Source organism: Achromobacter sp. 1011791174, from assembly GCF_059760925.1.
Genome location: NZ_JCBANH010000103.1, coordinates 1 through 23,185 on the forward strand (window position 1 = coordinate 1; position 23,185 = coordinate 23,185).

The following is a 23,185-nucleotide window of genomic DNA, read 5'->3' on the forward strand; positions in this document are numbered from 1 at the left end:
CGCCGACCACGTTGGCCTCGCCGAACGAATAGTCCAGCGTCGTGCCGCTGCCCAGCGCCAGATTGCCCTTGATCGTCAGCGTGCCTGGCGCGGTACTGTTGTCGCCCGGCGACAGCGTGCTATTACCCGTCAACGTCACGTTGCCGCCTATCACGCCCTTGCCCCCCAGCTTGGCGTCGGTCACCGTCGTCGCGCCGGTCGCGGCCGTCTGGTCGCCGTTGACATACAGGCTGCCCGCGCTAACCGTGGTCGCGCCCGTGTAGCGGTTGGCGCCGCTGAGCACCGTGGCGCCCGCGCCCTGCTGAACGACCGAACCCGTGCCGCTGACGACCCCGCCGTAGGTGTAGGTATCGCTCCGATTGAAGGCCAACGCGCCGTTGTTGCTCACGTTGCCGACGATGCTGCCCGTCGTGCCGCCCGCGCCCAATTGCAAGACGCCCGCCGTGATCGTGGTGCCGCCAGTGTAGGTATTGGCGGCCGTCAGGACCGTGGTGCCGTTGCCCTGCTGCGTGACCGAACCCGTGCCGCTGATGGTCCCGCCCAGCGTATAGGTATTGCTGCGATTGACAACCAGGCTGCCGTTGTTGGTCACGTCGCCGACGATGCCGCCGGCCGTGGATCCACCCGCGCCCGCGCCCAGCTGCAAGATGCCCGCCGTGATCGTGGTGCCGCCAGTGTAGGTATTGTTGGCGGTCAGGACCGTGGCGCCGTTGCCCAATTGCGTAACGCCGCCCGAACCGCTGATCAGCCCGCCGAAGGTGTGGGTGTTGCCGCGATTGAAGGCCAGCGTGCCACTGTTGGCCACGTTGCCGCTGATGCTGCCCGTGGCGGAGCCACCCGCGCCGGCGCCCAGCTGCAGCGTGCCCGCCGTGATCGTCGTGCCTCCCGCATAGACGTTGTCCGCGTGCAGTGTCAGCGTGCCCGCCCCGCCCTTGCTCAGCGCGCCGCTGCCGCTGATCGCGCTGGTCATGCCGAGGCTGGTGCTCGCGGCGACATTGATGCCGCCGCCGCCCGCGCCCAGCGTGGTGGCGCGCGCCGTGTTGAAACTCGCGGTGGTGGCCAGCGTGCCCCCGTCCAGCGACAGCGCGCCCGCCGCATTGCCCAGGTTCGCGTCCTGGGATATCTGCAGCGTGCCGCTGTTGACCGCCGTGCCGCCGGTGTAGGTGTTGACGCCACCGAGCACAGTGGTGCCAGCGCCCCGTTGCACGACGTTGCCCGCGCCGCTGATGACGCCGCCATGGGTATAGGTGTTGCCACGGTTGAAAATCAGACTGCCGTTATTGACGACGTTGCCGACGATGCCGCCGGTGGCCCCGCCCGCGCCCAGTTGCAATGCGCCCGCCACGATGGTGGTGCCGCCGGTGTAGGTATTGTCGCCACTCAGCACCGTGGTGCCGTTGCCCCGCTGCGTGACCGATCCGATGTCGCTGATTACCCCGGCATAGGTATGGGTGTTGCTGCGGTTGAAGATCAGCGCACTTCTGTTGATGACGTCGCCAACGATGCTGCCGGCCATTGAACCGCCAGCGCCCTCGCCCAGCTGCAGCGTGCCGAGCGTGATCGTCGTGCCGCCGGTATAGCTGTTGTCGGCCGTCAATACCGTCGTGCCGCCACCAAATTGCCTGATCGATCCCGTGCCGCTGATGACGCCGGCGAAGGTATAGGTGTTGTTGCGATTGAAAACCAGATTGCCGTTGTTGGTCACGTTGCCCAGGATGCTGCCGGTGGCGGATCCACCCGAGCCGCCGCCCAGGTGCAGGATGCCGCCAGAGATCGTGGTGCCCCCGGTGTAGCTGTTATCCGCTTGCAGCGTCAGCGAGCCGTCGCCCAGCTTGGTCAATGCGCCGCTGCCGCCGATGGCGCTGGTCACGCCAAGATCGGTGGCTGCGCCCATCACGTTGATGCCGCCGCTGCCCGCGCCCAGCGTGATGGCGCGCCCCGTGTTGAAACTCGCGGTCGCGGCCAGCGTGCCGCCGTCCAGCGATAGCGCGCCCGAAGCCGCGCCAAGATTGAGGTTCTGCGCTACCTGCAGCGTGCCGCTTTTGACAACGGTGCCGCCGGCATAGGTATTGACACCGGACAGCACCAATGTGCCCAGGTCCGTCTTGACCAGCCTGGCCGCGCCCGCCAGCGTGGCGGCGATGTTGGCCGTGTAGCCGGCGCCGCCGGCCGAGCCGTCGCCGACGCGCACGTCCGCCTCGTTCGGCCCGCCGCCGGATACGACCGCGCCTGTCAGTGTCAGCGCATCCGTCCCGGCGTTGTTCACCAGGGTGTAGCCATTCGCCGCGAACTGCATGCCCTGGACCTGGATGGCGGTGGCGCTGTCCACTTTCACGTTGCCGCCCTGTCCCGCGAATACGGCGAATGCGCCCTGGCTCCAGGCCGCGTTGACCGTACCGGCGGTGTTGGTCCAGTTGTCGCTGGTCCCCGCGCCGCCGACCCTCCAGGTGCCCGAACCGCCATCAATCACGCCGTTGTTCTTGGGCCCGGCGTCGCCATCCCAGTAATTCAGCGTCAGGCCATCGGCGTTGACCAGGTTGACCTGCTTGTCCACCGAGGTCTGGATGAAGTAATTGCCCGCCACGGGCATCGTGCCCAGCGTCAGCGAGCCGCTGCGCGCGCCGCCGTAGTTGAAGAGCCGATAGACGCCGGGACCGAACGTGCCGCCGGTCGAGGTCGACACATTGAGCGTACCGCCCAGCGCCAGATTGCCGCCCACGTTGGTCAGGTCGTTCAGCGCGCCGCCCGTGACGCCGGCCTGGCCCAGTGAGTACGACAGCAGGGATCCGCTCTGCAGCGTCAGATCACCGTCGATCGTCAACGTGCCCGCCGCCGCGCCAGCCCCGCCCGGGGCCAGCGTGCCGCCGGACTGGATCGTGACATTGCCGCCCAGCTTGCCCGTGCCGCCCAGCGTGGCGCCGCTGGCGACCGTGGCCGCTCCCTTGCCGGTCTGCGCGCCATTGACATACAAGGTGCCGGCCGCCACCGTCGTGGGGCCGGCGTAGCTGTTGTCGCCGGTCAAGGTGGCGATGCCCGACGAGGCTATCTGGCTGAGACCGCCCGAACCGGAGATCAGATTGCCCACGGTGAACGCGCCGGTGCGGTTCAGCAGCAGCGTGCCATTGTTGGTGACGGCCGATCCGCTTGGCAGGCTGCCGGACACGCCGCCAGAGCCCAATTGCAGCGTGCCGGCGGCGATGATGGTGCCGCCCGCCCAACTGTTGCCGTTGTTGGCCAGCACGATGGTGCCCGGCCCATCCTTGGTCAGGGTGCCCGCGCCCGAGACGACCTGGGTCAGCGTGCCGGTCACGCCGGCATTGGCGCTGAGCGTGCCGTTGTTGGAGGCCAATTCGACGTTGCGGCTGTTCGACAAGCTGAAGCTGTTGTTGAATACCAGCGCGCCGCCATTCAACAGCACTTTGCCGTTACTGTTGCCCAACGCGTTGTCGGCCCCCACCGCGATGCTGCCGCCGTCGATGTACGTCTGGCCCCCGTAGGTGTTGGCCCCGCTCAGCGTCAGGATGCCAGCGCCGCTCTTTGCGACATGGCCGGTGCCGCCGCCGATCGTGCCGGCATAGGTGCCGTTATCCGGCTGGTTGAACAGCACCAGGCCGTTGTTGATCACGCTGGGCGGCAGGCTTTGCGCGCGGGCTTCCAGCGTGCCAGCCAGCTCCACCCTGAGCGACCCGTTGAAGCTGCTGTTGTTGCCGGTCAGGGCCAGCGTGCCCTGCCGCACCTGGACCGCCAACGGCGCGCCGCCAGCGCTGCTGTTGTTGCCGATGGATCCGGTCAGGGTCCACTTGCCGTCCCCATCCTTGCGTATTGATTGGAAGTTGGTAATGGCGCCTGTCAAGGTATCGTCGGAGCCGGCCTCTCCGTACAGGATCAAGGTATTGTTGCCACCGCCGCCGCCGATGTTGCCCGTGATGGTGGAGTGGGGCGCCAGCAAGAGGCTATCGCTGCCGCCACCAAAATTCAGACTGCCGTGCACGGAAGCACCGCTATGGTTGTAGAAGGTAACGGCGCCGTTGCCGCTGTTGCCAATGACGTTGCTGGTGATGCGATCGCCTGACTCGATGATGCCGTAGTTCTCGATCGCATTGGGTACACCCACGACCAGATCCTGGAACCAGATCGCGGGCGCGCTGACGGCCGAGATCAGTCCATAGTTGATAATGGTGTTGCCGCCACCCATGACATTGACGGCCTCGCCCATCGTATCGGTGCCCAGCGCCTGGACCTTGGCGTTTGCCGAGATCGTGAGCTTGCCATTGGAGCCGAACTCGATCGTGTTGCCGCGGGCGCCCCACCCGTCCGTGACCGGAGTAGTCGCCGACGCCGAGTTGCTCACCACCGCGCCGTCCTCAAGCAGGATGGTCGCGTTGTCCCCCAGGCTGATAGCATGCGTGTTGCCCGCCGTCAGCTGGGCGCCGGGCCGCAGCGTCACGGACTGGTTGGCAGGACTGCTGGCGCCCTGGCCGCCGATTCTCCCGGTCGACGGGTTGGGCGCGCTGGTATCGCAGACGGTGGTGAGGCCGGTAGTGACACAGGCGGCATGGGCAAGCGGACCAGGCAAGCCGCCAAACAAAGCCACGCCGATCAGCACGCTCAGGCGTCGCGGCGCCGGGACAAACGACTGCTTCCGTACTTGCATGCCAGCCTCCAGCCCGACGATGAACCGGGGAGGCAGGCGAATTGGCGCGCGCGGCGGCCTACCCGATAGCGGATGGACGCTGCCGGATTCGCGAGAACACTCCGCGGGACAATTCAGGGGGGAAATAGTTAATAAAAAACAAAATACGATCTTTGATTAACTTTGGCATGCGACACGAATACCGATCAATAGCGCAGATGACGGGAAAATCATATTCTTATTATTAACTCCATCAACCCCAATCCATTACTACTGAACAATCATCAGCTCAAATAGGAATATTCCTTCAAGCATGCAGACTTTCGCCGACGCCCATCGGACAGGAATCAGATAGCTCGTCCTTATTTTCGACCGATACAAAAAAATAAATTCCGCCCATTCCAATGCCCAGCAGCCATTCCTGCCGCATGCCGACGCAAAAAACCGCTCCGCGATTATTCCCCTCGTTTAAACGCCTGCTCCGGCGCATTATTCAGAACCATCGAATAAATCAGTCTGATCAATAGGAACTCCCCGAAAATCCGCCCCGCCATCGCCCCGGGACCAACAGCTGACTGGCCCGGTCGGCCGCCTGCTGGAATCGGCCCGCGCCATCGTCCTGCCGACGTCCGTCGATACGGCCACGGCCTCGGGCCGCTACACCCTCGCCGCATATGACCACCAGGCGCTGCTGCTCGTGCCGGGATTGATGGCGCGGTTCGTGCGACTGGCGCGGCGGCTGGCGGCCACGCTGGCGTTGCACGTCGTGGACCTGCCCCTGCCCATGCCGCCGCTGTCGCCCGCCATGATCTGGCACGAGCGCTTCCAGGACGATCCCGTCCATGCCTGGCTGCGCGGACAAATCGTAGAATCCGCGCAGGCTGCGGCCGGCGCTTGAAACCAGGCGCCAGCCCGCCATCCTCATCCCGAACCTCGACCCCGCGCCCGACCAGAAGTCCGCGCCCCCTTACATGACACCCATCTCCCTGCTCGATTTCCTGCGCCTGGGCGCCTTCGGGCCCTACACACCCAAGGTCCACTGCACGCCCGAGGACGTGTTCCTGGCGCTGGGCGCGCCGGACGAGGCCTACGCCCCCGGCGACCTGGACCGCGCCTATGTCGCGGGCGACGCGCGCTGCTTCCCGCTGATCCTGGCCTATGGCGATGTGGAATTCCATTTCGCCGCGCCGTCCGAGCTGACGACGCTGTTCGTGGACAGCTTCAGCGGCCGGCGCGGCACGCCCGACGGCGGACCGCTGAAACTCGCCGATCCCGGCCCGCTGCGCGAGGGCACCTCGCTGGCGCAGTTCGAGGCGACCGCGGCGGCGCTGGGCATCGGCATCCGCTCGATCCGGCCGTATTCGCCGCCTTATGCCTTCGTGGCGCTGACCGAGGGCGGCGTGGAAGTTGGATTCGAGCATGACGATCCGGACGCGCCGGGTTCGGAGCCCGTGTTGCGATGGTTCTGCTGGACGCCGCCGCGCCCGGTGGCCTGAGCGCGGCGGCCTCGCCCAATCAGGCGCGCCGCAGTGGGCACCGGCACCGACGCTTCCTGTCGCAAAGCCTCGTAGCCTGACACCTTTGGCAATCCTTCCCGCCCCGGCGGGCGGCCGCGCCGACGTTACAATCCCCGGGCAGCTTTCCCCAACGCCTTACCCGCCTTCCCCCAATGTCCAACCTCATCGTCCACGGCGGCACGCCCCTGCGCGGCCGCGTCGTTCCTTCCGCCAACAAGAACGCGGTCCTGCCGATCCTGTGCGCCACGCTGCTGACCGACCAGCCGCTGCGGCTGAACGGCGTGCCGGACATCACCGACGTGCGCAAGATCCTGGACATCTTCCGCGCCCTGGGCAGCCAGGTGAAGCTGGACGAAACCACCCGCGTGCTGGAACTGCACCATCGCGATACGCGCTTCGATGCCGCCGTGCATCGGCTGCCCGAGGAAATGCGCTCGTCCATCATGCTGGTGCCGCCGCTGCTGGCGCGCTTCGGCGTGGCGCGGCTGGAGGATAACGTCAAGGGCTGCACGCTGGGCGTGCGCGAGATCGATCCGCACGTGGACATCTTCCGCTCCTTCGGCGGCCAGGTGGAACGCGCCGACGGCTCGCTGCTGGTGCGCAGCAGCGGCCCGCTACACCCCACCCATCACTGGCTGGACTATGCCTCGGTAACCACCACCGAGAACTTCGTGCTGTGCGCGGCCGCCGCGCAAGGCGAATCGACGCTGACCAACGCCGCGTCGGAACCGCACGTGCAGGAATTCTGCCGCTTCATGGCGATGATGGGCGCGGACATCGACGGCATCGGCACCTCGCGGCTGGCGGTGCGCGGCGGCGCGGCGCTCAAGGGCGGCGAGTTCACGTTCGAGGAAGACTTCCACGAGATCACCACCTTCCTGGCGCTGGGCGCGATCACCGGCGGCGACGTGGTGGTGCGCAACAGCACGCCGGGCAATTTCCCGCTGATCGACCGCACGTTCGCCAAGTTCGGCGTGCGCATCGAACACAAGGACGGCTGGTCGCGCGCATTCCGCGACGGCCCGCTGAAGGTGCAGACGCCCTTCACCAGCAACGTGCTGACCAAGGTCGAGGCCGCGCCCTGGCCGTATTTCCCGGTGGACCTGCTGCCGATCTTCATCGCGCTGGGCGTGTGCGCCGAAGGCAACGCCATGTTCTGGAACAAGGTCTATGACGGCGCGCTGGGCTGGACCGGCGAGCTGTCCAAGTTCGGCGCCCACGTATTCTCGTCGGACCCGCACCGCGTCGTCACCTTCGGCGGCAATGCCCTCACGCCGGCCGTGGTCGAGAGCCCCTACATCATCCGCGTGGCCATCGCGCTGTTCATGGTGGCCAGCAGCATCAAGGGCCGCTCCGAGATCCGCAACGCCACGCCGATCCGCCGCGCCCATCCGCGCTTCGTCGAGAACCTGCGCAGCCTGGGCGTGCAGGTGGAGTGGGCCAACGAGGAATGAGGACCGGCGCGGGCCCGGCGCCTATTTCGCGCCGGCGCCGCAAGCCTTGAGGGTCTCCATGCCCCCGGGCAACTGCTTGAGCAGGTCCTGGACGCGGTCGCCGATTTGTTGATTGGTCAGGGGCCACGCGGGATTGGCCCGGCTTTTCGGAAACACCACGTAGGCGATCTTGCCGTCCGGCTTGCCGGCGCCCGTGCGCGGATTGGGGTTCTGTCCGCCCAGCGCCTGCGCCAGGGCAATCGACATTTCCCCCAATTTCGCATCCGAGGGCCCGACCTCCGCCACGATGAACGCCGACGTCTTGCCGTTGTCCAGGTTCACCGCATAGCCCAGGTCGCCCAGCGTTCCCGTGCCCGCTTTCTGATGGAATGCCCCGGGAAAGACCAGGTAAGGCACCGCCGCGGCGTTGACATACTTGGCCGGATCCAGATCCGACCGGGCACCGTCCCTGAGCGACGTCTGCGACACGAAGAATCCCTTGAACTCGCCGTCAGGCTGGACGTAGCCCTTCTTTTTGTTCTTCGGATCCGGAACGATGGCGGAAGGCCACCAGTCGCCATTCGGATAGCCGCCATTGGCCGGACAATCCAGGCCCTTGAATCCCGTGCCTGTCTTGCAATTCAGGCCGACATCGTCAGGGTGATAGGCGTTGGGCGCGCCATCGGCATCCACCTGCGCATGCGTGGTGGCGAACACGTAGGCGCCCTGCCCGGCATTGCGGAACAGTTGCGTGCCGCCGTAATCGTCCCAATGCGCCAGCGGGCAGGATGGCGCGGCCTGGGCCACGGTCGTCAAGGCGAACAGGGCGGTGCAATACAGCGTGCGTATCATGGTTCTTGCTCCAGGTTTCTTGCTTGGATTGAAGGGCAACAAAAACAAGACATGCAGACACGGGCCGCGCGCGGGGAGCGCGGACGCGAATTTTCAAAGGCTGGTCGAGTCCTTCTTATATCCAAACCTGGTAGCGGCGGTCCAGCAGCACGACGCGTTCAAAAATTGACGGTCCGCCACGCGCCACCCGCTCAGGGCGCGCGCATCAGCCGCTTCCACCCCTCGACACCCAGCCGCTTCATCGTCTCGATGTTCTTCTCATAGATCTCGGCGGCGTCCGGGAACGCATCCACCGCGCGGTCGATGCTCTCTTCGCGCAGCAGGTGCAGGATCGGATACGGCGAACGGTTGGTGCAGTTCTCGATATCGTCCGGCTCGGTGTCGGCGAACTGGAACTGCGGATGGAAGGTCGCGACCTGCAGCTCGCCCACCAGGTCCATGCGCTTGAGCAGGCGGTTGGAGATTTCCTCGAAGTCGTTGAAATCCAGGAAATCGTCGAACGCGTCGGGCAGGATCAACAGCGTGGTGTCGATCTGCTCGGGGTCGGCCTCGGCCAGCAGCGCCAATTCGTCCTGCAGATCGGTCAGCACGCCCTCGGCGTCGGTGGCGTCGCTGATGGCGTAGCGGATCTGGTCCTTGACCTGGACCGCCTTGGCGAAGGGACAGAGGTTCAGGCCGATGACGGCCTGGTTGAGCCAGTGCTGGGTTTCTTCCAGCACGCTGGCGTAGGCGTCGGAGGTGGTGATCATGGATGGAATTCCGGAAAAGAAAAGCGCGGGCCGACAGGCCCGCGCCTTGCCGCGCCTGCCCGGCGGCAAGGCCGGGCGGACGGCGGATCAGGCGGCCGGCATCGCGGCCATGGTCTGGGCCACGGCGGCGGTGAGCTTCTTGCCGTAGGGAATGTGCAGGAACTCGTTGGGGCCGTGGGCGTTGGACTTCGGGCCCAGCACGCCGCAGACCATGAACTGCGCCTTGGGGAAGCCCTTTTGCAGGATGCTCATCAGCGGGATGGTGCCGCCCTGGCCGATGTAGCCGCAGGGCGAACCGTAGTAGGCCTGCGAGGCGGCGTCCAGCGCCTGGGTCAGCCAGGGCGCCGAGGCCGGTGCGTTCCAGCCGGTGGCGGCGCCTTCGTTGGCCTTGAAGATGACCTTGGCGTTGTATGGCGCGTCGGCTTCCAGCAGCGCCTTGATCTCCTGCGAGGCGGCCACGGCGTCGACCAGCGGCGGCAGGCGCAGCGACAGCTTGAAGGCGGTGCGCGGGCGCAGCACGTTGCCGGCGCTGGACAGCGGCGGCAGGCCCTCGGCGCCGGTCACCGACAGCGTCGGACGCCAGGTGCGGTTCAGCAGGGCCTGTTCGGGCTCGGTGGTCATGGGCAGCACGAAGCCGCCATCGGCGCCGCAGCTCCAGGGGAAACGGCGCCAGACCTCGTCGCCCAGGATGCGCGCGGTGGCGTGCACCTGCTCGACGCGCTCGGCCGGGATCTCGCAATGCAGGCTCTGCGGCAGCAGGCGGCCCGTGGAACTGTCTTCCAGGCGGTCCAGCAGGTGGCGCAGGATGCGGAACGACGACGGCACCACGCCGCTGGAGTCGCCCGAGTGCACGCCCTCGTCCAGCACCTGCACTTCCAGCGTGCCCGAGACCATGCCGCGCAACGAGGTGGTCATCCAGAGCTGGTCGTAGTTGCCGGCGCCCGAGTCCAGGCACACCACCAGCGCGACGTTGCCCAGGCGGCTGCGCAGCGCGTCGACGTAGGGCAGCAGATCGTAGCTGCCGGATTCCTCACAGGTCTCGACGATGCCGACGCAGCGCGGGCGCGGCACGCCCTGCTTGTCCAGCGCCATGATGGCGGTCAGCGAGGCGTAGACGGCGTAGCCGTCGTCGGCGCCGCCACGGCCATAGAGCTTGCCGTCCTCGAGCTTGGGGGTCCAGGGGCCCAGGCCGGCGCGCCAGCCGGAGAATTCCGGCTGCTTGTCCAGGTGGCCGTACAGCAGGATGGTGTCGCCGTTGTCGCTGCGGGTGGCGGGCGCGTCGAAGAAGATGACGGGCGTGCGGCCCGGCAGGCGCACCACTTCCAGCGTCAGGCCGGAGACCTTCTGCGCCTCGACCCACTGCGCCGCGTCGCGCACCACGCGCTCGATGAAGGCGTTCTTTTCCCAGTCGGCGTCAAAGGCCGGGCTCTTGGCCGGGACCGCGATGTAATCGGTCAGCGCGGGAATGATCTCGTTGTCCCACTTGTCGTCCACGAAGGCCTGCAGCGCCTTGGGGTCTAGGGTGGGAGGCAGGGCGTCGTCGGGGATGCGTGCGTTCATGGCGCGAAATCCTGTAGGTATGCGATGCGGGTGGGCAAACCGATATTCTATGCCCGCCCGGCACGGGCGGCATCTTTTGTCCCCGATTCAAGCGCCCAGCAGCGCCGGCTCCGCGCCCCGGCCCAGCGCCGGGGTCTCGGCCTCGATCACGCGGCCGGTCTGCAACTTGAACACCGCCACCGCTTCGCGCAGGCGCTGCGATTGCGTTTCCAGCGACGCGGCCGAGGCGGCGGCCTGCTCGACCAGCGCGGCGTTCTGCTGGGTCACGCTGTCCATCTGCGAGACGGCCTGGTTGACCTGCTGGATGCCGCGCGACTGCTCCTCGGACGCGCTGGAGATTTCGTTGATGATGCTGGTGACGCGCCGCACCGAGGCGACGATTTCCTGCATGGTGGCGCCGGCGGCCTCCACCTGGTCCGAGCCGATCGAGACCTTCTGCACCGAGTCGTCGATCAAGCCCTTGATTTCCTTGGCCGCCTGGCCGCTGCGCTGGGCCAGCGCGCGCACTTCGCTGGCCACCACCGCGAAGCCCTTGCCCTGCTCGCCGGCGCGAGCCGCTTCCACGGCCGCGTTCAACGCCAGGATGTTGGTCTGGAAGGCGATGCCCTCGATCACGCCGACGATATCGGCGATGCGGCTGGAGCTGTCGGCGATGGCGCGCATGGTGCCCACCACCTCGCCGACGGCGCGGCCGCCGCGCGTGGCCACGTCGGACGCGGCCACGGCCAGCTCCGAGGCGTTGCGCGAGCTGTCGGCGTTGTGGCGCACGGTGGACGACAGCTCGTCCATGCTGGCGGCGGTTTCCTCCAGCGAGGCGGCCTGCTGTTCGGTGCGCGAGGACAGGTCGATGTTGCCGGCGGCGATCTCGCGCGCGCCGGTATGGATTTCCTCGACGCCATGGCGCACCGCCGAAACGGTGCGGGCCAGACTGTCCTGCATGCGCTTGACCGCCGCGTAAAGGATGCCGATTTCATTGTTGGCGCGCTGCTCGACGCGGTTGGTCAGGTCGCCGCCGGCGATGCTGTCGAACAGCCGTCCGGCCTCGTGCAGCGGGCGGAAGACCGCGCGCGCGAACACCGCGTACACGCCCACCACCAGCGCCGCCACCACGGCCAGCGCGGCGACCAGGAACGCCAGCGCACCGTTGATGCGGGCGGACGCTTCGCGCGCCACGCGCTGGCCCACTTCATCGGCGAAGTCCACATACTTCTGGATCGCGGCGGTGAAGACCAGGCCCAGCGGCGTGACTTTCTCCAGGTTCAGCTTGCCGGCCTCCTGCGCCTTGCCGGCGCGGATGGCCGCGACCATCGGCGTGATGGCGTCGCGCTGATACACGTCATAGGCGGCCAGCGCGGCCTCGAACAGCGGCTTGCCCACCGGCGAGGTCTCGGGCATCTTGCGCACGCTGTCGATCAGATCGGCGGACTTCTTCAGGTAGCCGTCCAGCCGCTGCATGCTGGCCAGGTTGTCGATGGACTTGCCTTCCATCAGCGCGGTCTGCGCGGCCAGCATCACCAGGCGGGCGCGCAGCAGCTCGGCGCCCGCGTTGTCGACGGCGCTGGCGCGCACCAGGTTAGTGTCTAGCAGGACTTCGATGGAATTGCGGTTGGACGACAGTTGTTGGTGCACGGCGATGCCGATGACCAGGAAAAGCGCGAAAAAGACGGCCAGCGCGGTCGTCAGGATCGCGCGGATGCTTAGGTTCTTGAACATGAGCCACTCCGGGATTACACGAAAGCGGCGCCCAGGCGTTCAAGGGCCGGGCACGGAGAAATCCTGCGGCGGGAAGCAAGGATGGACGGCGCGGGCGCCCGAACGCCGGCGCGGCTGTGCCTGTATTACGGCTTGATGCAATGAAAAGTTAAATATCTCATTACATTTCAGCCCTTCCCCGCCGGAACGTCCATCGCGCCGACGTCGGCCCAGGGCCGCCGCCGGATCAGCCGGCCAGCAAGGATTCAATCTCGGCCTTGCACTGGAACAAGGCCGCCAGGCAGGCGTCGAGCTGCCCTTCGTAGCGGGCGGCCGGCAGCGCGACCGACAGCGCGTACTGCTCGGATTGGCCGGTCTCGATATGCACGCCGATCCCGCAGATGCCGACCGCGTGTTCCTCCAGGTCCAGTGCCCAGCCGCGAGTCCGGACCTCGGCCAGCTGCGCCAGCAGATCCTTGCGCGCGGTGATGGTGCTGGCGGTGCGGCGTTCCAGCCGCGCGCCCAGCAGCTCCTCCAGCGCCGCGTCGTCCAGGCGCGCCAGCAGGGCCTTGCCATGCGCGGTGCAGTGGATCGGATAGGCGGTGCCCACCGCCGCGACCACGCGCAGTTCCTGGTCCGAGGCGAACTGGTCGACCGATACCGCGTGCTGGCCCCGGAACACGCACAGGTCCACGGTTTCGCGCAGCCGCCGCCCCAGCGCCTCGACGAAGGGGCGCGCGGCGGCGACCACGTCGGTATGCGCCGAGGCCGCCAGCCGCACCAGCGCCTGGCCGAGTCGGACGCCGGCGGGCGTGGTGGCGGCCAGCTGCTGCGCTTCCAGCGCCGCGACGATGCGGTGCACGGTGGTGCGCGGCAGGTCCGTCTTCTTCGCGATCTGGCCCAGGCTCTGGCCGCTGTTGTCTTCGGCCAGCGCGCGCAGCACCGCGGCGGCGCGCGAAATCACCTGACGTCCCGACGCGGAGTCGTTGTCTTCGCTCATTTCCCTATCTCGATTCTCTTGGCGTGTCTTGACAGCCCAGGGGCAAGCCACGACAATTCGATCCGAATAGTGGAACATACATCCACTAAGCGGAACAAAAATCGTGCATACCCACACCGGCCATCAGAGTTTATCCGCCCTCGGCAGCCATACGCTGCTCGCCGTGGCCACGCTCACCATCATGGTGGGCTGCGTGATCGTTCCTGGGCTGCCCGCCGTCGCCGCGCAACTGGGCGTCGGGTCCGGCGGCAGCTGGCTGGTCACGCTGCCCGCGCTGGGCGTGGTGCTGTTCGGCCCGGCCGCCGCCCGGCTGATGGAACGGGCCGGATTGCGGCGCGCGCTGATGCTGGGCCTGTTCCTGTACGGCCTGCTGGGCGCGGCGGGCCCGTACCTGCGCGGCGCCTGGCTGATCTACGCCGACCGGCTGCTGCTGGGCGGCGCCACGGCGCTGGTGATGGCGGCGGGCACCGGACTGATCTCCACGTTCTACACGGGCCGCGCGCGGCTGGCGATGATCGCGCGCCAGGGCATGGCCATCGAGCTGGGCGGGGTGCTGTTCCTGTTCGCCGGCGGCCTGCTGGCGCAACAGCGCTGGAGCCTGCCGTTCGCGCTGTACCTGTGCGCCTGGGCGCTGCTGGCGCTGGTTCATTTCTGCGTGCCCGTCACAGCGGTCGCAGCGCCCGCATTCGCCGCATCGACCGCAACGCCTGCATCTGCCACACCCACCGTATCGTCCACGCCCCGTCACGGCGGCCCGACCGCTGCCGCCATGCCGGCGCAGGTCAAGACCGCCTTCGCCGCCGCCCTGCTGTCGATGGTCGCGTTCTTCGCCGGCATCATCATGCTGCCCGCCCGGCTCGCGGGCCTGGGCGTCGATGAGGCCGGCACCGGCTACTTCCTGTCCTTCATCTCGCTGGTGGCGGTGGGCGGCGCGGCGCTGCTGCCGGCGCTGGGCCGTCGCGCCAGCGGCCGCGCCGTGCTGGTCGCCGCGCTGCTGGCCTACGCGGCCGCCCACGGCTGTTTCACCGTGGCGCAGTCGCCCGCGCAATGGCCGGCGCTGCTGGCGGGCGCCCTGCTGCATGGACTGGGATTCGGCCTGTCGATTCCGCTGCTCAACCACCTGGTCATCGAACATAGCGCCGACGGCGCGCGGGCCCGTCATCTGGCGTACCTGTCCATGGCCATCTTCTGCGGCCAGTTCCTGTCTTCCTTCATGGAATTCCTGCCCGGCGGGCCCGGCGTCGTATTCGCCGGCGCCGGCCTGATTTCATTGCTGTCGGCCGCCGCCTTCGCGCTCGCGATGGGCCGCCAGCGCCCCTCCCCCCGTCACGACTGAGGACACTCGCGCCATGGAACTCTCGCAAGCCAGCCTGCTGCTGGACCCCGCTCCCCTGCAACTGGAAACCGGCTTTGAACGGCTGCCCAACGGCGTGCTGCACGTGGCCTGCCGCACCGATCTGCACAACTGCACGGGCGAGATGTTCGAATGGTGGTTCCGCTCGCGTCCCGGCACGCGCGAGTACATCTGGTGGCACCCCGTGGACCACGTGTCCAGCGACTGGGCCGAAGGCAGCGCCGATACGCACGTGGGTTCGATCCATCTGGTGAAGGAGTACTTCACCGGCATGCCCGCCGCCGACCTGGCCATCCAGTTCCGCGACGCCGCCGAATTCTTTGGCGCCGAGGCCTACCGCGCGGCGCGCGACAGCGGCGCCATCTCAGCAGCCGTCTGCGGCCGCGTCGGCATGGGCGCGACGCCGCAACGCCTGCCCACCGGCGAAGTGCTGGGCGGCCGCCTGCTGCACATCGGCCGTGACACGAAATGGGGGCTGGCGCTGCGCAGCCATTTCTACATGGGCCAGGACCTGGTCGCCGACGGCTGGACGCCGGACCAGCTCAAGGCTGAATTCAGCGACGACTTCGGCCGCGCGCTGCTCATGCACTGCTACAACGAGTTCACCTTCCTGTCGCGCTTCCTGCCCGGTATTCACGCCGGCGACAACCGCGACGCCAAGCCGGTGACGCTGCCCTGGTAAGCGCAGCCCCGCAGGCCACCGACACGCGCCGGATACCGGGCCCGCCCGGACACGGCGTTCCAAGGACGGTGGATCCAAAGCAAGGTCTCGAGTACGCCGTCGCGAAAGCGGCGCATCATGGACAAAGGCCCCACCGCCCTGAAGCGGTGGGGCCTTTTGCCTGCAGCCCGAGCTATGCCTGGCGCTTTACTTCAGCCAGACGCGTGCGTTGCGGAACATGCGCATCCAGGGGCTGAACGTGCCGCCGGCGTCGGCCTTGCCCCACTTTTCGGGGGCCCAGGACATCATGACGTTGCGGGTCACGCGTTCCGGGTGCGGCATCATCACCGTGAAGCGGCCGTCGGCGGTGGTGACCGAGGTCAGGCCGCCCGGGCTGCCGTTGGGGTTGAACGGATAGGCCTCGGTGGCCTGGCCGCGGTTGTCGATGTAGCGCGCGGCCGTCAGCACGCGGCCGGCGTCGCCCTGCTGCGAGAAATCGGCATAGCCTTCGCCGTGCGCCACGGCCACCGGGATGCGCGCGCCGTCCATGCCGGCGAAGAAGATCGACGGCGACTTGGCCAGTTCCACCAGGGCCAGGCGCGCCTCGTACTTCTCGGACAGGTTGCGCGTGAAGCGCGGCCAGGCCTCGGCGCCGGGGATCATGGGCGCCAGCGCGGCCATCATCTGGCAGCCGTTGCACACGCCCAGCGCGAAGGTGTCGGGGCGCGCGAAATAGGCGGCGAACTGGTCCGACAGGCGACTGTTGAAGCGGATGGTGCGGGCCCAGCCTTCGCCGGCGCCCAGCACGTCGCCGTAGCTGAAGCCGCCCACGGCCACCAGGCCCTGCATGCCCGCCAGGTCCACGCGGCCGGCCAGCAGGTCGGTCATGTGCACGTCGTAGGCCTCGAAGCCGGCGGTGTCGAAGGCCCAACCCATTTCAACCTGGCTGTTGCAGCCTTGCTCGCGCAGGATGGCCACGCGCGGACGCTTGCCGGTGGCGATGTACGGCGCGGCGATGTCTTCCTGCGGATCGAAGTCCACGTTCGGCTGCATGCCCGGATCCTGCGTGTCGCTCCAGACGTCCAGCTCGGCCTGGGCGCAGGCCGGATTGTCGCGGCGCGCCATGATGCGGTAGGACACTTCGCTCCAGGCGCGGCCCAGGTCGGCGCGCGGCTGGCCCCAGACCTTCTTGCCGTCGCGATAGAACTCGATCTCGTCGGCCGCGTTCAGGCCGCCGATCACGTGCGAGTGGGCCGACAGGCCCGCGCCGCGCAGCACCTGCATGACGGCGTCGCGTTGCGCGGCCGGCACCTGGATGACGGCGCCGGCTTCTTCCGAGAACAGCGCCTTGAGCGTCAGCTCGTCGCGCTGCACGGCCACCTGCTCGGGGCGGATCTTGTAGTCGCCCCAGTCGGCCGACTGCGGATCGAAGGTCAGCATGTCCAGGTTGACCGAGATGCCGGTGCGGCCGGCGAAGGCCATTTCGGTCAGCGTGGCGAACAGGCCGCCGTCGGAACGGTCGTGATAGGCCAGGATGGTGCCGGCCTCGGCCAGCGTGCGGATGGTGACGAAGAACGCGCGCAAGTCCTGCGGCGCGTCGATGTCCGGCACCGTCTCGCCAACCTGGTTGTAGGTCTGCGCCAGGATCGAGCCGCCCATGCGATGGCGGCCGCGACCCAGGTCGACCAGGATCAGCACGCTGTCGCCGGCGTCGGTGCGCAGCTGCGGCGTGAGGCTGGCGCGCACGTCGGCCACCGGCGCGAAGGCCGTGACGATCAGCGACACCGGCGCCACCACCTGGCGCTGCTCGCCGTCCTGTTCCCAGCTGGTCTTCATGGACAGCGAGTCCTTGCCGACGGGGATGGACAGGCCGGCGGCCTGGCACAGCTCGCTGACGGCCGACACGGTGTCGTACAGCGCCGCGTCCTGGCCCGGCACGCCGCAGGCGGCCATCCAGTTGGCGGACAGCTTGATGTCTTCCAGGCGCGCCACGTCGGCGGCGGCCAGGTTGGTCAGGGCCTCGGCCACGGCCATGCGGCCCGAGGCCGGCGCGTCGAGCATGGCGATGGGCGTGCGTTCGCCCATGGACATGGCTTCGCCGCGGAAGCCTTCGTAGTCGGCCAGCGTCACGGCGCAGTCGGCCACCGGCACCTGCCACGGACCGACCATCTGGTCGCGGCTGGAGAGCCCGCCCACGGTGCGATCGCCGATGGTGATGAGGAAGGACTTGTTGGCCACGGTGGGGTGGCGCAGCACGCGGTAGGCGGCTTCGGTCAGGTCGATGCCGGCCAGGTCCAGCGGGGCCGACACGCCAGGCAGGCGCTTGACGTCGCGCGTCATGCGCGGCGGCTTGCCCAGGATCACGTCGATGGGTACATCCACCGGACGCACTTCATCGGCGCCCTGCGCGCGGATGGCGTCCAGGCCCGGCAGGCCCTCGCCGTCGACCACGCGCAGCTGGCGCTCTTCGGTGGCCACGCCCACCACCGCGTAGGGACAGCGCTCGCGGCGCGCGATGGCGTCGAAGCGGTCCAGGTCCTGCGGCAGGATCGACAGGACGTAGCGCTCCTGCGATTCGTTGCTCCAGATCTCGGCCGGCGACAGGCCTGATTCTTCCAGGGGCACGCGCTTCAGGTCGAAGATGGCGCCGCGGCCGGCGTCGTTGACCAGCTCGGGGAAGGCGTTGGACAGGCCGCCCGCGCCCACGTCATGGATGGCGATGATGGGGTTGCGCTCGCCCTGCTGCCAGCAGCGGTCGATGACTTCCTGCGCGCGGCGTTCCAATTCCGGATTGCCGCGCTGGACGGAATCGAAGTCCAGCTCGGCGGAGTTGCTGCCCATGCTGATGCTGGACGCGGCGCCGCCGCCCATGCCGATGCGAAAGCCCGGGCCGCCCAGCTGGATCAGCAGCGCGCCCGGCGGGATCACGTCCTTGTGCGTCAGGCCGGCGTCGATGCTGCCCAGGCCGCCCGCGATCATGATGGGCTTGTGATAGCCCCAGCGCGTGTCGCCGGCGGTCTGCTCGAAGCTGCGGAAATAGCCCAGCAGGTTGGGACGGCCGAATTCGTTGTTGAAGGCGGCGCCGCCGATGGGGCCGTCGATCATGATGGACAGCGGCGAGGCGATGCGGTCCGGCAGGCCGTGATGGTCGGCTTCCCAGGGCTGCGGCGCATCCGGAAAGCGCAGGTGCGACACGGTGAAGCCGGTCAGGCCGGCCTTGGGCTTGGAACCCCGGCCGGTGGCGCCTTCGTCGCGGATCTCGCCGCCCGCGCCGGTGGACGCGCCGGGAAACGGCGCGATGGCGGTCGGGTGATTGTGCGTTTCCACCTTCATCAGCGTGTGCACGGTGGTGTCGCGGCGGATATAGCGGGCCTGGTCGGCGCCCTCGCCCGCCGCGCCCGGCAGGCCGGGCACGCCGGCCTGGAAGCGCTGGGCCGGGCCGCCTTCCATGATGGCGGCATTGTCGGAATAGGCGACCACGGTGCCGGCGGGCTGGGCCTTGTGGGTGGCGCGGATCATGCCGAACAGCGTGTTGGGCTGCTCCTGGCCGTCGATCACCCACTGGGCGTTGAAGATCTTGTGGCGGCAGTGCTCGCTGTTGGCCTGGGCGAACATCATCAGCTCGACGTCGGTGGGGTCGCGCCCCAGGTCGCTGAAGGACTTGGCCAGGTATTCGATTTCGTCGTCGGACAGCGCCAGGCCCAGCGTGGCGTTGGCCTCGACCAGCGCCTCGGCGCCGCGCGCCTGCACGGCCACGGTGCGCATGGGCTTGCCGGCCAGCGTCTGGAACAGCGCCTGACCGTCGAAGCCGGCGTCGACCACGGTTTCGGTCATGCGGTCATGCAGGCAGTCGGCCGCGCGCGCCAGCATGGCGGCGTCAAAGCTCTTGGCGCCCAGCAGGCCGCGCTCGGGCGTGATCACGTAGCGCACGCCGCGCTCGATGCGGCGCACGGCGTCCAGGCCGCAGTTGTGGGCGATGTCGGTGGCCTTGCTGGCCCACGGGGAAATCGTGCCCAGGCGCGGGATGACCAGCAATTCCAGGCTCTTGGCGGGCGTGTCGCCGGTCACGGGCGTGCCGTAGTCCAGCAGTTGGGCCAGCTGTTGCTGCTGCGCGGCCGTCAGGGCGGCATCGGTGTTGACGAAGTGCTCGTAGCGGGCGGAGATGTCGGCCACCGGCAGGCCGGCCTCTTTCAGTTGCGCCAGCAGGCGATCGCGGCGGAAGGAGGACAGGACGGAGGAACCAGGCAGATGCTGAACAAGGGACACGATGCGGGCGCCGTATTTGAGGAAGGAGCAAAACGAGGATTTTACCTGTTAAGCGGGTTTTCCCGGAGCGCGCGCGCGGGCGGCGTTCGATCGTCCGCTTCCGGCCTGGTGTTACAAAAAAATTCGCCCCCGATCAACCCTCGATCCCGCATCGCAGCATTCATGAAAATCCATGAATCTCCTGCACATTCTGCCTGGCCATCCCGATTTTCGAAAATCCGATCCCGCATCGCAACATGCGCGGCCAGCGCCAAAAACACGGGAAAACACGAACACCCCAGCCGGGAACCCGACGGTAGGATGCTGCGACACCTCCCCCCAACCCGCACACGCCGCCGCGCTGGCCATACCGCCTCACCATGTCCCGCTCCGAAGCCTCCGCAGAGCCCGCCGAACCGATTCTTCCCGTTGAACCCGAACCCGACGTGAAAGTGCCGCTGGCCATCGAGGACTGGCTGGCCGTGATATTGCTGGCGGCGCTGGCGCTGATCACCTTCGTGAACGTGCTGGTGCGCTATTTCACCGACCAGTCCTTCGCCTGGACCGAGGAAATCTCCGTCTTCCTGCTGATCGTGCTGACCATGACCGGCGGCAGCATGGCCTTCGTGCGCAACCACCACATCCGCATCGAGATCCTGGCCGACAACGGCTCGCCCCGGCGCCAGCGCATCATGGCCCTGATCGCCAACGGCTGCGTGCTGCTGTTCTTCGTGCTGCTGACGGTGCTGTCGGTCAAGCTGGTGGCCGACGAATACATCTACGAAGAGACCTCGCCCGCCATCGGCGTGCCGACCTGGTGGTATTCGATCTGGCTGCCGGTGATGGCCGCCGCCATCTCGCTGCGCATGCTGGGCGTGATGCGCCGCATCCTGCGGAGCCAGGCATGATCGCCGCCATCCTGTTCGGGGTCTTCATCGTCCTGATGCTGATCGGCGTGCCGGTGGGCGTGGCGCTGGGCCTGGGCGGCACGGTGGCCATCGTGCTGTCCAACCTGGACACGCCCTGGTATGGCCTCCTGACCGTGCCGCAGAACTTCTACGCCGGCCTGGCCAAGTACCCGCTGCTGGCGATCCCGATGTTCGTGCTGGTCGGCTCGATCTTCGACCGCTCGGGCGTGGCCAGGCGCCTGGTGGATTTCGCCATCGCCATCGTCGGACGCGGTCCGGGCATGCTGCCGCTGGTGTCGATCGCGGTGGCCATGTTCCTGGGCGGCATCTCCGGCTCCGGCCCGGCCTGCGCCGCCGCCGTGGGCGCGGTGATGATCACCGCCATGTCGCGCGCCGGTTATCCGGGCCCGTTCTCGGCCGCGGTGGTGGCCGCCGGCGCCGCCACCGACATCCTGATCCCGCCCTCGGTGGCCTTCATCATCTACTCGGTGCTGGTGCCGGGCGCGTCGGTGCCGGCGCTGTTCGCCGCCGGCATGGTGCCCGGCATCCTGGCCGGCTTCGCGCTGATCATCCCGGCCGTGTGGCTGTCGCGCAAGCACAAGATGGGCTCGCTGGAAGCGCACCTGCCGCGCCCGCCGTTCTGGAAGAGCCTGCGCGAGGCGTCCTGGGGCCTGGCCGCGCCGGTGCTGATCCTGGGCGGCATGCGCATGGGCTGGTTCACGCCGACCGAGGCCGCCGTGGTGGCGGTGTTCTACGGTCTGTTCGTGGGCATGTTCATCCATCGCAGCATCAAGCCGCGCGATCTGTTCACCATCCTGCGCGAGGCCGCCGAGCTGTCGGCCGTGATCATGCTGGTGGTGACGCTGGCCGGCATCTTCGCCTGGGCCCTGTCCACGCTCAGCGTGATCGACCCGATCACGCACGCGATCGTCAATTCCGGGCTGGGCGAATGGGGCGTGCTGGCGCTGCTGATCCTGCTGCTGATGACGGTGGGCATGTTCCTGGACGGCATCTCGATCTTCCTGATCTTCGTGCCGCTGCTCATGCCCATCGCCAATGCCTACGGCTGGGATCCGGTGTGGTTCGGCGTGATCCTGACGCTGAAGGTCGCGCTGGGCCAGTTCACCCCGCCGCTGGCGGTGAACCTGATGGTGTCATGCCGCATCGCGCGGGTGCCGATGGAATCGACGGTGCCCTGGGTGGTGTGGCTGCTGGGCGCGATGTTCCTGGTGCTGGTGGCGGTGCTGGTGTTCCCGCAACTGGCGCTGTGGCTGCCGCACAAGCTGGGATATTGAACGCCGGGCGCGCGCCGCGCGCCGGCCTGGACAGGTACGGACATCACAACGAGAAGAGAGGAGACGCAAGATGAAGTTCCGCAATTGGATCGCCGCCGCCTTGTGCACGGCCGCCGTCGCCGGCCTGGCGCCCGCCCACGCGCAGACCTACAAGCCCGAGTACAAGCTCTCCATCGTCGTCGGCACCACCTTCCCGTGGGGCCAGGGCGCCGAGATCTGGTCCAACCTGGTGCGCGAGCGCACCCAGGGCCGCATCAACATCAAGGTCTATCCCGGCACCTCGCTGGTCCAGGGCGACCAGACCCGCGAATTCACCGCCATCCGCCAGGGCGTGATCGACATGGCCGTGGGCTCGACCATCAACTGGTCGCCGCAGGTCAAGCAGCTGAACCTGTTCTCGCTGCCCTTCCTGATGCCCGACTACGCCGCCATCGACGCGCTGGTGCAGGGCGAGGTCGGCAAGGAGATGTTCAAGCTCATCGAGAAAGCCGGCGTGGTGCCGCTGGCCTGGGGCGAGAACGGCTACCGCCAGCTGTCGAACTCCAAGCGCGAGATCAAGCGCCCCGAGGACATGAAGGGCATGAAGCTGCGCGTGGTGGGCTCGCCGCTGTACATCGACACCTTCACCGCGCTGGGCGCCAACCCCACGCAGATGAGCTGGGCCGACGCCCAGCCGGCGCTGGCCAGCGGCGCGGTCGACGGCCAGGAGAACCCGCTGTCCATCTACACCGGCTCCAAGCTCTACACCGTGGGCCAGAAATACCTGACGCTGTGGAACTACGTAGCCGACCCGCTGATCTTCGTGGTCAACAGGGAGGTCTGGAACGCCTGGTCCGAGAAGGACCGCGAGATCGTGCGCCAGGCCGCGCTGGACGCCGGCAAGCAGCAGATCGTCATCGCGCGCAAGGGCGTGACGCCTGAAGACCCGTCGCTGCTCAAGGAAATCGAAGGCCACGGCGTCACCGTGACCTCGCTGTCCCAGGCCGACCACGACGCCTTCGCCAAGATCACCAAGCCGGTCTACGACAAGTGGAAGAAGCAGATCGGCGAGGATCTGGTCAACACCGCCGAGAAGGCGATCGCGGCCCGCAAGAAGTGAAGATCAGGAAGCAGACCGTAAGGATTTAGCAGCAAGCCCAGGGGGAAAGGCGGCCATCATGAGCCGCCGCCGGGCCGTTTCCCGAGGCTGCCGCAGCGCGCCAGCGCGAAGAGCCGCCCGGGAGACCGCCACAAGCAAGGCCGGAACGCAGGTTCCGCCGATCTAGGACGGGCGCCGGCCACAAGCC

At 67.9% G+C, this 23,185-nt stretch carries 15 protein-coding genes; 8 read left to right on the forward strand and 7 right to left on the reverse strand.

Going from position 1 to position 23,185, the window contains the following annotated elements:
- A partial coding sequence (locus AC6LJ5_RS25590; protein WP_498141976.1) for a beta strand repeat-containing protein occupies positions 1-4,654 on the reverse strand: 4,654 nt, incomplete at its 3' end.
- 676 nt (positions 4,655-5,330) lie between these two features.
- On the opposite strand from AC6LJ5_RS25590, the gene AC6LJ5_RS25595 reads away from it, so the two are divergent.
- The 3 genes from AC6LJ5_RS25595 to AC6LJ5_RS25605 all read left to right on the forward strand — a co-directional run bounded on the left by AC6LJ5_RS25595 (position 5,331) and on the right by AC6LJ5_RS25605 (position 7,604).
- Entirely contained in the window at positions 5,331-5,531 is a 201-nt protein-coding gene (locus tag AC6LJ5_RS25595) for a type 2 periplasmic-binding domain-containing protein (RefSeq protein ID WP_158658446.1), read from the forward strand.
- A 73-nt stretch (positions 5,532-5,604) separates the two neighbouring features.
- Positions 5,605-6,129 carry a hypothetical protein gene (locus AC6LJ5_RS25600; protein WP_498141977.1) on the forward strand — a complete coding sequence of 175 codons (525 nt, stop codon included), beginning with the start codon at positions 5,605-5,607 and terminating at the stop codon, positions 6,127-6,129.
- Positions 6,130-6,302: 173 nt separating this feature from the next.
- The gene (locus AC6LJ5_RS25605; RefSeq protein WP_103274922.1) at positions 6,303-7,604 is read left to right on the forward strand and encodes a UDP-N-acetylglucosamine 1-carboxyvinyltransferase; all 1,302 of its coding nucleotides are present in this window, start codon (positions 6,303-6,305) and stop codon (positions 7,602-7,604) included.
- A gap of 21 nt (positions 7,605-7,625) precedes the next feature.
- On the opposite strand, the gene AC6LJ5_RS25610 is transcribed toward AC6LJ5_RS25605, so the two are convergent.
- The 5 genes from AC6LJ5_RS25610 to AC6LJ5_RS25630 form a co-directional block, all read right to left on the reverse strand.
- Positions 7,626-8,435: a hypothetical protein gene (locus AC6LJ5_RS25610; RefSeq protein ID WP_498141978.1), complete on the reverse strand. Its 810-nt coding sequence runs from the start codon at positions 8,433-8,435 to the stop codon at positions 7,626-7,628.
- Between the two features lie 191 nt (positions 8,436-8,626).
- Positions 8,627-9,184, reverse strand: a complete 558-nt coding sequence (locus tag AC6LJ5_RS25615; RefSeq protein WP_103274924.1) for a DUF1415 domain-containing protein — start codon at positions 9,182-9,184, stop codon at positions 8,627-8,629.
- 87 nt (positions 9,185-9,271) lie between these two features.
- On the reverse strand, positions 9,272-10,744 hold the full coding sequence (locus AC6LJ5_RS25620) for a M20 family metallopeptidase (RefSeq protein ID WP_498141979.1): 1,473 nt from the start codon (positions 10,742-10,744) through the stop codon (positions 9,272-9,274).
- An 87-nt stretch (positions 10,745-10,831) separates the two neighbouring features.
- Complete coding sequence (locus tag AC6LJ5_RS25625) at positions 10,832-12,457, reverse strand: methyl-accepting chemotaxis protein (protein ID WP_103274926.1); 1,626 nt, start codon at positions 12,455-12,457, stop codon at positions 10,832-10,834.
- A gap of 226 nt (positions 12,458-12,683) precedes the next feature.
- Positions 12,684-13,436 carry an IclR family transcriptional regulator gene (locus AC6LJ5_RS25630; protein ID WP_103274927.1) on the reverse strand — a complete coding sequence of 251 codons (753 nt, stop codon included), beginning with the start codon at positions 13,434-13,436 and terminating at the stop codon, positions 12,684-12,686.
- 103 nt (positions 13,437-13,539) lie between these two features.
- Between AC6LJ5_RS25630 and AC6LJ5_RS25635 the strand changes: the two genes are divergently transcribed.
- Positions 13,540-14,772 (forward strand): MFS transporter, encoded by a 1,233-nt coding sequence (locus AC6LJ5_RS25635; RefSeq protein ID WP_498141980.1) that lies wholly within the window; start codon positions 13,540-13,542, stop codon positions 14,770-14,772.
- Positions 14,773-14,785: 13 nt separating this feature from the next.
- The gene (locus AC6LJ5_RS25640; protein WP_103274928.1) at positions 14,786-15,472 is read left to right on the forward strand and encodes a DAPG hydrolase family protein; all 687 of its coding nucleotides are present in this window, start codon (positions 14,786-14,788) and stop codon (positions 15,470-15,472) included.
- A 186-nt stretch (positions 15,473-15,658) separates the two neighbouring features.
- Here AC6LJ5_RS25640 and purL read toward each other — a convergent pair whose 3' ends face one another.
- The gene (gene purL / locus AC6LJ5_RS25645; protein WP_498141981.1) at positions 15,659-19,717 is read right to left on the reverse strand and encodes a phosphoribosylformylglycinamidine synthase; all 4,059 of its coding nucleotides are present in this window, start codon (positions 19,715-19,717) and stop codon (positions 15,659-15,661) included.
- Positions 19,718-20,076: 359 nt separating this feature from the next.
- On the opposite strand from purL, the gene AC6LJ5_RS25650 reads away from it, so the two are divergent.
- The 3 genes from AC6LJ5_RS25650 (at position 20,077) to AC6LJ5_RS25660 (ending at position 22,998) form a co-directional block, all read left to right on the forward strand.
- A complete protein-coding gene (locus tag AC6LJ5_RS25650; RefSeq protein ID WP_392411334.1) occupies positions 20,077-20,604 on the forward strand; it encodes a TRAP transporter small permease in 528 nt (175 codons plus the stop codon).
- The gene (locus tag AC6LJ5_RS25655) at positions 20,601-21,899 is read left to right on the forward strand and encodes a TRAP transporter large permease (protein ID WP_103274932.1); all 1,299 of its coding nucleotides are present in this window, start codon (positions 20,601-20,603) and stop codon (positions 21,897-21,899) included. Before AC6LJ5_RS25650 ends, AC6LJ5_RS25655 begins: the two co-directional genes overlap by 4 nt.
- Positions 21,900-21,969: 70 nt before the next feature.
- Positions 21,970-22,998 carry a DctP family TRAP transporter solute-binding subunit gene (locus AC6LJ5_RS25660; protein WP_103274933.1) on the forward strand — a complete coding sequence of 343 codons (1,029 nt, stop codon included), beginning with the start codon at positions 21,970-21,972 and terminating at the stop codon, positions 22,996-22,998.
- Positions 22,999-23,185 lie beyond the last annotated feature (187 nt).

Coding starts and splice junctions, on each gene's coding strand:
- AC6LJ5_RS25640 (WP_103274928.1), top strand. CDS start 14,786: ATGGAACTCTCGCAAGCCAGCCTGCTGCTGGACCCCGCTCCCCTGCAA.
- AC6LJ5_RS25615 (WP_103274924.1), bottom strand. CDS start 9,184: ATGATCACCACCTCCGACGCCTACGCCAGCGTGCTGGAAGAAACCCAG.
- AC6LJ5_RS25650 (WP_392411334.1), top strand. CDS start 20,077: ATGTCCCGCTCCGAAGCCTCCGCAGAGCCCGCCGAACCGATTCTTCCC.
- AC6LJ5_RS25655 (WP_103274932.1), top strand. CDS start 20,601: ATGATCGCCGCCATCCTGTTCGGGGTCTTCATCGTCCTGATGCTGATC.
- AC6LJ5_RS25605 (WP_103274922.1), top strand. CDS start 6,303: ATGTCCAACCTCATCGTCCACGGCGGCACGCCCCTGCGCGGCCGCGTC.
- AC6LJ5_RS25610 (WP_498141978.1), bottom strand. CDS start 8,435: ATGATACGCACGCTGTATTGCACCGCCCTGTTCGCCTTGACGACCGTG.
- AC6LJ5_RS25600 (WP_498141977.1), top strand. CDS start 5,605: ATGACACCCATCTCCCTGCTCGATTTCCTGCGCCTGGGCGCCTTCGGG.
- AC6LJ5_RS25620 (WP_498141979.1), bottom strand. CDS start 10,744: ATGAACGCACGCATCCCCGACGACGCCCTGCCTCCCACCCTAGACCCC.
- AC6LJ5_RS25630 (WP_103274927.1), bottom strand. CDS start 13,436: ATGAGCGAAGACAACGACTCCGCGTCGGGACGTCAGGTGATTTCGCGC.
- AC6LJ5_RS25660 (WP_103274933.1), top strand. CDS start 21,970: ATGAAGTTCCGCAATTGGATCGCCGCCGCCTTGTGCACGGCCGCCGTC.
- AC6LJ5_RS25625 (WP_103274926.1), bottom strand. CDS start 12,457: ATGTTCAAGAACCTAAGCATCCGCGCGATCCTGACGACCGCGCTGGCC.